General features: G+C 71.5%; 10 protein-coding genes. 2 read left to right on the plus strand and 8 right to left on the minus strand.

Going from position 1 to position 11459, the window contains the following annotated elements; genetic code table 11:
- Positions 1 to 6: 6 nt before the first annotated feature.
- From ALLO2_RS17620 to ALLO2_RS27840, 7 genes are all read right to left on the minus strand, one after another.
- Complete coding sequence (locus tag ALLO2_RS17620) at positions 7 to 1107, minus strand: methyltransferase domain-containing protein (protein ID WP_369808177.1); 1101 nt, start codon at positions 1105 to 1107, stop codon at positions 7 to 9.
- A 74-nt stretch (positions 1108 to 1181) separates the two neighbouring features.
- Positions 1182 to 3041 carry a serine/threonine-protein kinase gene (locus ALLO2_RS17625; protein WP_035733548.1) on the minus strand — a complete coding sequence of 620 codons (1860 nt, stop codon included), beginning with the start codon at positions 3039 to 3041 and terminating at the stop codon, positions 1182 to 1184.
- Positions 3042 to 3171: 130 nt separating this feature from the next.
- Positions 3172 to 4698 (minus strand): serine/threonine-protein kinase, encoded by a 1527-nt coding sequence (locus ALLO2_RS17630; protein WP_011434825.1) that lies wholly within the window; start codon positions 4696 to 4698, stop codon positions 3172 to 3174.
- Positions 4699 to 4801: 103 nt separating this feature from the next.
- Positions 4802 to 5965, minus strand: coding sequence for a TAXI family TRAP transporter solute-binding subunit (locus tag ALLO2_RS17635; RefSeq protein WP_011434826.1), 1164 nt, complete (start codon positions 5963 to 5965; stop codon positions 4802 to 4804).
- A 194-nt stretch (positions 5966 to 6159) separates the two neighbouring features.
- Positions 6160 to 8046 (minus strand): hypothetical protein, encoded by a 1887-nt coding sequence (locus ALLO2_RS17640; protein WP_232235169.1) that lies wholly within the window; start codon positions 8044 to 8046, stop codon positions 6160 to 6162.
- Positions 8047 to 8354: 308 nt separating this feature from the next.
- The gene (locus tag ALLO2_RS17645) at positions 8355 to 8855 is read right to left on the minus strand and encodes a hypothetical protein (protein ID WP_011434828.1); all 501 of its coding nucleotides are present in this window, start codon (positions 8853 to 8855) and stop codon (positions 8355 to 8357) included.
- The gene (locus ALLO2_RS27840) at positions 8852 to 8977 is read right to left on the minus strand and encodes a hypothetical protein (RefSeq protein WP_255361215.1); all 126 of its coding nucleotides are present in this window, start codon (positions 8975 to 8977) and stop codon (positions 8852 to 8854) included. The genes ALLO2_RS17645 and ALLO2_RS27840 overlap by 4 nt, the downstream gene beginning before the upstream one ends.
- Before the next feature lie 233 nt (positions 8978 to 9210).
- On the opposite strand from ALLO2_RS27840, the gene ALLO2_RS17650 reads away from it, so the two are divergent.
- Together ALLO2_RS17650 and ALLO2_RS17655 are read left to right on the plus strand one after the other, a co-directional pair.
- Entirely contained in the window at positions 9211 to 10287 is a 1077-nt protein-coding gene (locus ALLO2_RS17650; protein ID WP_232235170.1) for a thioesterase domain-containing protein, read from the plus strand.
- A 49-nt stretch (positions 10288 to 10336) separates the two neighbouring features.
- On the plus strand, positions 10337 to 10528 hold the full coding sequence (locus tag ALLO2_RS17655; protein ID WP_011434831.1) for a hypothetical protein: 192 nt from the start codon (positions 10337 to 10339) through the stop codon (positions 10526 to 10528).
- A gap of 43 nt (positions 10529 to 10571) precedes the next feature.
- On the opposite strand, the gene ALLO2_RS17660 is transcribed toward ALLO2_RS17655, so the two are convergent.
- Positions 10572 to 11333 carry an SDR family NAD(P)-dependent oxidoreductase gene (locus tag ALLO2_RS17660; protein ID WP_035733551.1) on the minus strand — a complete coding sequence of 254 codons (762 nt, stop codon included), beginning with the start codon at positions 11331 to 11333 and terminating at the stop codon, positions 10572 to 10574.
- Between the last annotated feature and the right edge of the window lie 126 nt (positions 11334 to 11459).

Genomic DNA, 11459 nt, shown 5'->3' on the forward strand with positions numbered 1-11459 from the left:
GCCGTCTCACCGCACCCTGGGGCGTTGTTCGCATAGTGTGTCAGCCCGTCGCGGCGTTGAGTCGGTGGCCTGGTACGCGCCGCATCCATGCTGATCGGCACCCGAGGCCCCGGAAGGGAGCTGGGTTACGAAGATCGAGGTGGAGGGGACGTATCCGCCCCGGATCGGTCCCCATTGCCCCCAGGCCCGCTCCTGGCCAGGAGGCCATTCCGGCTCGATGACGTCGAGCAGGATCAATCCCGCGGCGACGATCTCGCGGACCCGGTCGCCCATTGTGCGGTGCGTCTCGGTGTAGATCGCGCTGCCCTGCTCGTCATGCTCGGTGTAGGCGCGTCGGTCGAAGTAGCTGTGGAAGACCCGCAGGCCGTTCTCGTCCGGGTCATCCGGCAGGCACCAGACGAACGGATGGGTCGTGGAGAACACCCAGCGGCCGCCCGGCCGCAGCACCCGGGCGATCTCCCGCATCACGGTGCCACTGTCGGCGACGAACGGGACCGCGCCGAACGCCGAGCAGGCCACGTCCACGCTGGCGGCCGCGAACGGGAGCGCCGTGGCGTCCGCCTGGACGAGCGGCACATCGATACCGGTGCGGATCCCGAGCGCGCGGGCCTGGTCCAGCTGTCCGCCGGACAGGTCGAATCCCACCACCCGGGCGCCCTGCCCGCGCAGCCAGCGGGCGCACTGCGCGCCGCCGCAGCCGACTTCCAGGACCACCTTGCCGGCGACGTCGCCGAGCAACCCGATCTCGGACTCCCGCAGTCCCTCCGGGCACCAGCAGAAGTCGCTGTCGCCGAGGAACGCGCCGTGCTCCGACTGGTAGTCCGCCGCGGCATCGTCCCAGTAGAAGCGGCTCGCCCGGCGGGCCGTGTCCGGGTCGATGTCACGGTAGCCGTAGGCCGGCAGCGGCGCGGAACCGTCCTGATCGGTGTGGCTTGGGCCGGTGTGGCTTGGGCCGGTGTGGCTTGGGCCGGTGTGGCTTGGGCCGGTGTGGCTTGGGCCGGTGTGGCTTGGGCCGGTGTGGCTCGGACTGGTGCGGTCGGTCGGGCCGGTGGTGCCGATGCTGTCGATTGTGCCGGTGCTGTCGGCGATGTTGTCTGGACTTTCCACGGTGACCCATGCTGGCATCCGGACCCGCGGCCACTCCGCTCGGGATGGGCGTTCAGGTCACGACCGGGGCCTGTTTACGGAGCGTGATGGGTGACGGCCGCGCCGATCACCGCGCGGTCCTCGGTGATGGTGACCGGCGTGTACACCACCACGCCGGCGGGATTGCGGTCGACGAGACGTCCGCGGCGGCTCTCCCCGACAAGACGGGCCCGGCCCTCCAGCGACCCCACGCCCACCTCGTGGTCGGCCGGGCCGAACGGGCCGGTACCGACCAGCCCGGCCTGCTCGGGAACCTCGGTCACGTAGATCCGCACGATCGCTCCGGGCACGGTCGTCCAGCGCAGGACGGTGCCGCCCAGGGTGGAACGGGCCTCCAGATCCACCACCGCGCGCGGCCGTGCGACGACCCGCACCAGTACCTCCGCGGCACCCGACGGGGCGACGAGACTATCCGAGGCGTCCGCTNCGGCGACCCACACCTGGTAGCGGTAGATCGCGCCGGGCGCGGTGTCCTGGTCGAGGAAATAGCCGTCGGATCCGCGGAACCGGCGCTTCGCGCCCGACAGCGGGGAGGTCTCGGCGAAGGTCCGTTCGATGACGATGCAGCCCTGCCCCGGAACCGGTCGCCAGGACAGCGCGACCGCGTCGTCGATCATGCTCGCCCGCAGCGCCGTGACGGGCGGGAAGAGCGTGCGGGTCGGGGTGCGGACCGGTACGGACCGCAGCTGGCCGGATTCGCCGGACACCGTGGTGACCACCTCGTGCCAGTGCGGGACGCCCCTGGGCACGCCGGCGTCGAACAGCTCGGTGGCCGTGGTGATGCCCAGGCTGCGTTCGCGGCGGCCGCCGGGGGCCGTGGGGTCGACAAGAACACGCGACACCCGGTAGGAGGCGCCCTGCGTGGTCGATGGTTCCCATCGGAGCAGGACCGCGCCGTCCTGCTCCACCGCGGTGAGCTCCGTCGGGGCGGCAGGACGGCCGGTCTGCGGCGCGCCGGGATCGACGTGTCCGCTGGGCGCCTGGCCGGGCACCTGGCTGGGCGCCGCTCTGGCGGTGGGCCCTGGATGCCAGGACAGCTCGTCAACGTGGGCCGCCCGACGCGGCGGATCGGCCTGGGCCGCCCGGGCGAGCAGCTCGTGCGCCCGGGCCGGGGTCATCCGCCGGCCGGGGTCCTTCTCCAACAGGCCGTCGAGCACCGCGGCCAGCTCGCCGGCCCGGTGCGCCTGGGCGGGCGGCTGCAGCAGGATGGCCGCGAGCATCGCGCCGAACGTGTCCCGCTCGAACGGCGGCCGGCCCTCGACGGCGAAGTACAGCGTGCCGCCCAGGCTGAACAGGTCCGCCTCGAAGGTGGCGGGCTGGTTGTTCAGCCGCTCCGGCGCCATGTAGAGGGGGGTCCCGAGGACACCGGTGACGGTGAGGGTCGGGTCGCCGTCGCCGGTGGCGATGCCGAAGTCGGTGAGCACGACCCGTCCATCGGTCCCGATCAGGACGTTCGACGGCTTGACGTCACGGTGAACGATGCCATGCGCCCGTGCCGCGACGAGGGCATCGAGCACCGCGGTCCCGATCCGGGCGACCTCGGCAACGGGCAGGGGCCCGTCGGACCGGACCACCTCGAACAGGGACCGGGACGGCACGAGCTCCATTACGATCCAGGGCAGGCCGTTTTCCAGGAGCACGTCGAGGATGGTGACGACATGCGGATGGCCGCGAAGCTTGGCCGCATGGCGCGCCTCCCGCAGGGCGCGTTCGACCCGGTCTGCGCGTTCGGCCTCGGCGACTCCGCCGGCGAACTCGATCTCCTTGAGGGCCGCCTCGGTCTCCAGTACGGAGTCGAAGGCACGCCACACCGTCCCCATCGCACCCGCACCCAGCCGCGCGACGAGTCGGTATCGGCCCGCCACCATACGGTTGCCTACCGGAACGGTAGCCACGACACCCCCTTGGCTTCCTCCATTGTCGCAGGACAGCTTCCCAGGTGGACGGAAATATCGAGACGCTGCCGAGCAGCCCGCTCGCCGGGGTCGGGTCGGGTGACCCCGGGCTGGGCCGGGGTTGGGTCGGTCAGGACGGGTCGGGGCGTTCCGGCACGAGGTGCTGGCCGGGGGCCGCGGCGCCGTGCAGGCGCAGGGTCGCCCCGGCGGCGTCCGTGCCGGCTTCCCCACCGGTGTTCGTACGGGATACCGGGTGGGTCGGTTCCAGGAGCCGGTGTGACCCCACCGGCTCACCCGGTCCGTCGGTTCCAGGCCGATCCCCCGGGGCCGGCCGGGACGGCGCCATGGCGCCCGCGAAGGCCGTGGCGACGATCAGGGCGCCGGCGACCGACAGCAGCACGCGATTCGGCTCGTCAACATCCAGGACGCGCGCGAGCAGCAGACCGATCCCCGACCCGCTCACCGCCGCGGCCACGGTCGTCAGGACACCGATCCGCCGGTCGCTCAGGAAGATCATTTGCCCGCAGATGAGGCCGATTATCGCGGCGGCCACCGGCCCCACGACGGCATGGCCGGTCCGCTCGGTTTCGGCGGCCCAGACCCCGACCGTGGCGGCCAGACCGGTCAGGGCGAGCAGCGCGGTCAGGACCGATGGCCGTGACGAGGACGGGGATGGCCGTGACGGATGCGCGGGCCCGACTGCGGGGAATGACGGCGTCGGGACGGGTGAGGGTGTGGGGGGAGGGGTTGCCGGCGGGCCGGGATTCGGGGTCGGCCGGGTCTGCTCGCGGTTCGGTTCCGCACCCGTGACCGGGGGGACGTCGTTGCTGGCGTCGGCCGTCTCCTCGGGGGAGAGCCGCTGGGTGAGCAGGCGGACGAGCTCGCCGGCGGAGGGCCGGTGCCCGGGGTTCTTCGTCAGGGCCTGACGAACGGGACCGAGCAGCCGCTCGGGCACGCCGTCGAGCTCCGGCTCGGTCGAGCTGATGTGCAGCGCCACGATCTCCGGCGCCTCGCCGCGGAAGGGCCGCCGCCCGGTCGCGGCGAAGACCACGCAGCATCCCCAGGCGAAGACGTCCGCGGCCGATCCCGCCTGCTGGCCGTTGATCTGCTCGGGGGCCATCCAGACCACGGTCCCGACGAGTTCGCCCGCCTGGGTGTAGCCGGTGTAGTCGGCCGACCGGGCCACCCCGAAGTCGATGACCTTGGGACCGGCCCAGGACATCACGATGTTCGCCGGTTTGAGGTCGCGATGCACCACGCTGGCGGCGTGGATCGCCTCGAGGGCCGCGGCGAGACCGATCGCGAGCCCATCCAGAGGGCGGCCCGTGAGCGGGCCGCCCTCCTGGACGGCGGCGCGCAGGGTGGGGCCCGCCACGTATTCGGTCGCGAGCCAGGGCTTCGGCCCGTCCACCTCGGCCCTGATCACCCGGGCGACGGTGTCGGCTCGCACATGCCGGGCAGCCGAGACCTCGGAACGGAAGCGGGCACGGAACTCGGGGTCACTGGCATGCACCTCGTGCGGCACCTTCACCGCGACGGGCTGGTCGTCCGGTCCGAATCCCAGGTAAACAACGCCCATGCCGCCGGCGCCGATGCGATTGTGCAGGCGATAGGGCCCCATCACCCGCGGGTCGGTGTCGTTCAGTGGTCGTAGCACGGCTGGTCCTCGAGCGTCCCTGTCCCCGGCGGCACTGCCTTTGGTGGCGCTGTCACGTTGGTGGCGCTGTCACGTTGGTGGCGCTGTCACGTTGGTGGCGCTGTCACGTCGCACCACAGCCCGGTGGCCGTCGGAATCTCTGAACGTAGTATTCCGCGGCGGCCCGATGCAGCGGTATATAGCAGAAAAGTGGCCCCTCGTAGACGGACAGCGCGTCCGGGACCGTCCGTCCCCCGGGGTTGTCGCCCCACAGCTCCTTCGCGTAGTCCTGCGGATCCCGGAACAGTTCGGCGGTCGCCCGCCTGACCAGCACCGGATCGGCGTCCGCATGGGCGAGCAGGCCGTTGGGGATCGTGACGGTCCGGACCGGCGAGATCCCCCGGTAGTCGTCGGGTCCGAGGCTTCCGGTGCCGAAGACCGGCCCGGCGAAGAAGTGCCCGCGGGACCGGTAGAACTGGTCCCAGTCGGCGGTGATGCCGTCCTGGTAGCTGGACAGGTCGAGCAGGCGCAGCCTGGCGCCACCGGCGATGGCGTTCTTGATCTGCCGGGTTCCGGCTCCGCCCGCCCAGACCACCGCGTCCACCTTCCCGGCGGACAGGCGGCGCAGGGCCTCGTCGATGGAGGATTCGTCCAGTTCGCCGCGGCAGTCCTCGGACAGGGCCACCCGCAGGAGCACCTCGCTGATCTGCCGGACCCCCGATCCCGACCGGCCGGCGGCGATGGGTCGGTGGCAGAGATCGGCGAAGCGGGTGATGTCGACGTCATCCGACCTGCTGGTGGGGTCGCGCACGATCACGTGCAGCAGGTCCTGATGGACGGGTCCGATGGTGCGCAGACCCGCCACCGGGTGGCCACCGCGGTTCGGATCGAACTGGTTGACCCCCTCCGCCGCGTCGACCGTCGTGTTGAGCTGCGCGATCGCCAACCCGCAGACGCGGCTGTCGGGTGATTCCAGGTTATAGATGTTCTCCGTGGAACCCGCCGTTTCCACGACGTCCACGTCGAAGTGTTCCGGGGCGGCTTGCAACCGGGTCCGCAGTACCCGGGCAAACTGGTTGTAGGGTGACCCGACACTGCCAGTGAAGATCTGTACCGAAGTGCAGGCGGATCGGCCCGCCGGCGGCCAGGCGGCCGCCCTGGAACGATCGGACGTGGTAATGAGCAAAGTGACGACGGCGACGGCGAGAACCACACCGATCACCACGGTGAGGCGTTGCCGTCGGGTCAGCCTTTCCGGCCGGGACCCGGCCGGTTGGTCCGTCGACACCGCGCATCCTCCGCTCTGGGATGTGGATCATTGACGACCATGGTCGCGGAATGCGGGAAATCGTAGAGGAATCGGCAGAGCAGGTTCACAGCCGGGGGTGCGGTGGTAAAGCGCCCCGCTGCCAGCTTCTCGGAAACTCTTCCGGAGCGCGATTCCCGGCGGGCCTTCGGGCTTGTCCGGTGGACGACACGGGGTCACCGGTGGCGAGGCCAACGTCCGGCTTCCCGGCCTGGGAGCCACAGGTCGACCCCGCCGACCCGGCTGGGAGCCGCGCCGACGAGTTCGCGCAGCAGCGTGCGTAGCTCGGCGGTCCGCCGCGCCGGTCCCAGCACGACGGCGTCCGGGGCGAGCCGTTTGTAGGCCGCCCGCAGCCGCGGCGATCCCGACATGGCAGCGGCGGTCGTCGCGCCGTTGTCGATGTCGATGAGGGCGGACGTCAGCGCGTCCGGCGGGCTGTGGAACGCCGCCCGGCCATCGGGCCCGGGGACGGTGCAGTAGCAGCCGGGGATGACGAACCGGAAGTTCGCCCTGGCCTGCCACAGCATGGCCTCGGCGTTCTGGGGATGGGGAAAGGGGACGACGAGTGCGGTGGCACCCTGCGGAATCAGGGTCACCCCGTCACTGGTGAAGAACGCGGGCGTCGTCATCGACGTGGTGAGCATCGGGGCGGGGACGAGCGCCACCAGGGCCGCGAGTGTCAGCAGGCCGGCTCCCAGCCGGACGGTCCTGGTCCGGACCCGAGCGGGGATCTCCCGTCCGGGGTCCGGATCGGCGGGCACCNTCCGGTCCGACGCCAGCCGGTCAAGCCCGGTCGCCACCACGATGGCCGCGCACATCATCACGTATAACGCCAGGCGGGAGGGCAACACGTTGCCGAGTACCGGCACGTGCTGAAGGGGCAGCCACGGGAGGGGAACGCCGGTGTCCCGGCCGTCGACATGCAGGTGACCACCGAGTGAGAGCACGGCCATGACCACGCCGAGCGGAGCGAACACCCCGACCGGCGGAGGCCGGCGCGCGCCGCCCGTCGCGACGACGACCACGACGACCAGAACGATCAGTGGAGCGCCCAGGTAACCGCTGACCTCGACCGCGTTCCCCGTGAAACCGAGGCTGTGGCGCAGCGCGCCGTCCGGGGCGACGGCCTGCATGGGCGTCGGCGTGACGAAGGTCAGCAGATCCGTCACGGCGATTCCATCGGGTTGGATCGAGCCATGGATCCGCTGGGCACCCAGGAACTGGGTGCCCAGCGGCCAGGCGAGCGCGACCGCGGCGACCCCGCCGGCCGTGGCGAGGCCGGTCAGGGCCGGTCGTAGCCGCGATCGGATCCGATCGCGATGACGTACGGCGAGGATCACAAGGCCGAACGTGGCTGCCAGCGCGGATGTGGCGAGCAGCTCCTCGCCGATCAGCGCCTGGGCGATGATCGCCAGGCCGAGCAGGACGCCGGTGCGCCGCGGCCCCCGCCCGCGGACCACGAGATCGTCGAGGAGCAGCAGGAGAACCGGCGGGAACGGCGCGAAGGTCAGATGCAGATGACCGTAGGACGCGCCGATCATGTGCGGTCCGAAGCCGTACAGCAGGCCCGCCAGCGCCGCCGGTCCCGGACGTACCCATCGGCGCAGCACCCAGAACAGGGCGAATCCGCTGATCACGGGCGCCAGAGTCAGCAGCACCGTCAGCGTGGTCACGGGGCCGCCCAGCAGCGTGATCGGTGCGGCCAGCGCGCCCAGTAGGAGCACGGGTGTGCTCCACAGGACGTCGGCCCCGTCGGGGGCGTTGATGTGGTGCGTCAGGAACGGGTTGAGCCCGTCGGCGAGCGCGTGCGGCGTCCAGCCGAGGAACCAGGCGAACAGCATGGCGTCGTTGCCGCCGTAGGAGACGTTCCCGAGATTCCCCCACGCGGAGTGGAAGATGCCGATGGCCACCGCCAGGTATCCCACCGCGACCAACAGCGGCGGAGGAACCTGGATCCGCCAGGACCGGATCTCCGGCGCCGGGCGTGCACTGTGGCCGGGAGCATGATCGGTACCGTGACCGGAGATGCCTTCGGCGGCCCCAGCGGTTTCGGATTGCGTCACGACGGCCCCCCTCGTGTGCCCGTAGACCCCGATCCGCCCCCTGCGGACGGGATGTACGGGGCGTTCACGACCATAGTCGCCCTGATTGCCTCCGTAGCTACATAACGTGATGATTTGGCGGTATGGGGTGACGGTCCACCCGCGACACGGCACAGGGAGGGATACCCGCCGGGGGAGAGTTCCTCAGCCGGCTGCGGAAACCCTCGCCGGTTTTCCGGGACCGCGTTCGTTCCCGCGGGTCCGGCGGTTCCCGGTGCTGGGCTGTCCGGTGCTGGGCTGTCCGGGCCGTTCCGGTGCGGCGCGCGGTACTACCCGGCTGCCCGGTCCTGGCCGCGGGGCGTGGCGCTCGGATCCGCCCATTCCGCCACCAACGCGGCGTAGCTGCGATAGCGCGCAACGGCGTAGTCGTCGGAGACGACGCCGTCGCGGTCAAGCACGGCGACGGGATAGCCGCGCTCCGCGCGATAGCCCCGTTCACCGACGATGACCCGCCCCCCGAGCCGGACCACTCCGACGACGTACGGCAGGGAGGTCCAGCGGGGCGGGCGGGCGGCGGCCAGGATGCTCGGGTCCCGCCAGGCATACAGGCCGCAGGCGCAGTGCTCGTCCGGGACCCGTCCGTGGCCCGCGCCGGGCTCGCCGGGCTCGACGTCCCGGTCCGGCCGGCGGGTGCGCAGGCAATGTGCCTCGGTCATGCCGTCGGCGCGCCAGAGCAGCAACCCGGGTGGAAACGGCGACCACGGCGTCCAGGCAGGGCGTAGCTGGCCGCGCGCGTCCACCGCCCACTGCCGCCAGCCGAGCAGGCTCACCCGGGAACCGGTTCCAGGTCCGGTTCCGGCGCGGCCGGGACCGGGATGGTCAGCGGCTCGGAGTCGGGAAAGCTGATCGGCTCGTCTTCGACGATCCGTTCCGGTCTGCCCACATCACCCACACGTCTACGGTGAGCGCCCGATACCGAGCCGTCAATGCCCCCGGCGGGTAGCAGGCACCCCATCGGGGTACGGGCCCTCCCGCCGGGGGCGGGCCGACCGGCGGAACCAGGCGCAGCGCCGCAGGCCGCGACCACTGGTTCCCACGAACGCCTGGTCGGCGTGTCGATGATCTCCACCGGTGGTGTTCAATGTGCTCTTCGCCTAGTCCTGTGGGGTGATGTCGTTGCCGGGCATGTCTGCGGCCGATCCGTACCAGGTGGCCGCGGCCCTGCTGTGGGCCCGCGTCCTCGGTCTCGAGACCGTCGGTCTGCATGACGACTTCACCGATCTCGGCGGTGATGCGGCGACCGCCCAGGAGCTGGTGGCGACCCTGTGCGACGAGTTCGGGGTCCGGCTGCCGAGCTCCGTGGTCGCCCAGGCGCCGACGCCCGCCGCGTTCGCCGAGGTGTGGGCCGCCCGGCAGAGCGAGTCCGTCGGGCATCCCACCGTGATGCCGCTGACGCCCGACGGTTCCGGCACCCCGTTGTTCTGCTTCCCGGAGGCTGGTGGGCCGGCGATCGGTCTGCTCCCGTTCGCCCGGTACTTCGCGGGCGAACGGCGAGTCTACGGGATGCAGGCGCACGCCCTGGAACGGCGGGGCGTCCCCGACTGGTCGGNGTCGGCCGCCGCCCGGCGGCACGTGGGGGNGATCCGTCTTCTCCAGCCGACGGGTCCCTACCTGCTGGCCGGGCACTCCTTCGGCGGACTGATCGCGTTCGAGGCCGCGCAGGTCCTCCGGAAGGCGGGCCACGAGGTCGGCCTGCTGGCGTTGATCGACACCTATCTGCCGGGTACCTCGCGGCTGACCCGATCCGGGGCGATCGTGCCGACCAGTCAGTTGGAGGGAGCGCATCCGGACTCCCCAACACCGCCCGACGCCGGTCGGGGGATCGGCCCACTCGCCGCCGACGACGGGCCCACGCTGACCCCGCGGGTGGTGGTCGACCGCCTGCGCCAACTCGTCGAGCTGCCGCTCGCCGGCGTGGTCCGCTTCCGGGGGATGCACCAGTACGACGTCTTCTACAACCAGGGGCGCATTCTGACGATGACCTACCGCCCCCGCACCTACGATGGCCGGACGACGGTCTGGCTCGCCGACGACCACGACGAGATCGAGGCCTGGCGGGGCGTCCTGACCGGGCCCGCCGCGATCCGCCGGATCGGCGGGGNCCACCNCGGCGTCCTGCGGGNACCGCTGGTCGCCGAGGTGGTGGCCGAGCTGCGCCACGAGCTGGCGACGGTGCCCGGCATCGACGGCCGCCGGGTCTGATCTCCTGCGGATCGCCATCTCCACGCCGCCCGCGGAGACGTTTGCCGCATTGCGGCGGCGCTACCCGCAGGTCGACCCCGAGCGACTCCTCCCGGTCGGGTGGGACGCGGCGCGTTCGTTGATCGCCGAATATCTTGCCGCCGGGATGAGTAAGTTCGTCGTTCATCCGGTCACGACACCCGGCGGATGGCCGGATTTCTTCGACGCCTTCGCCGCCGAACTCATGCCGCTCGAGACCTGATCGGCGGGCGTTTCTGGCGAGTCGGACGATATGGACGGAGGGCTCAGGTGATGGTGAAACCGCCGTCGACGGCAAGGGTCTGCCCGGTGACGAAACTGCCGGCGTCGGAGGCCAGGAAGAGCAGCGCNGCGGTCAGTTCCTCCGGTTCACCGAAGCGTCCGCCGAGGACCCTCGGCAACTGGGTCTCGAGGTACTCGGGCTGGTACGCGTCGGTCATCTCAGAGTGGAAGAAACCCGGCGCCAGCGCGTTCACCCGGATGCCGCGTCGGCCGGTCCATTGCTGGGCCAGATCGCGGGTGAGGCCGACGAGTGCGGCCTTGCTCGCCGCGTAGGCCGCCTGCGGCAGGCCGGCGGTCGTCAGACCGAGAACGCTGGAGATGTTAACGATGCTGCTGCCGGGTCGCATGACCCGCNCCGTCGCCTGCGCCATCCAGTAGCAGCCGCCCAGGTTGACGTCGATGACGGAGCGGAACTGTTGCGGGGTCTCCTTGAGCGCGGGGACGGCGGTGCCGATCCCGGCGTTGTTGACCAGGATGTCGACCCGGCCGAAGGTCTCCATCGCGGCGGCGACAAGGTGTTCGCAGGAGGCGGGGTCGGTGACGTCGGTGGCGACGGGCAGGGCGCGGCGGCCCTCCTTCTCCACGAACTCGGCGGTGGCGGTGAGCCGGTCGACCCGGCGGGCGCCCAGGGCCACGTCCGCGCCGGCCTCGGCCAGGCCCCGGGCGAAGTCCACCCCGAGACCAGAGGACGCCCCGGTGACGACGGCGACCCGACCGTCCAATCGGAAACGGTCCAATACGGACATAGAGTGCTCCTTCACGATAAGGCGGCTCGCGCCTGATCATGGATCCCATCCCGGGCCGGCGAGCGATCCGGGCTTCTCGCGCCGCCATCCTTGCAGGTCCCGGCGGCTGGCCCTACCAGGCTGCCG

This window comes from Frankia sp. Allo2, from assembly GCF_000733325.1.
Taxonomy (GTDB): Bacteria; Actinomycetota; Actinomycetes; order Frankiales; family Frankiaceae; genus Frankia; species Frankia casuarinae.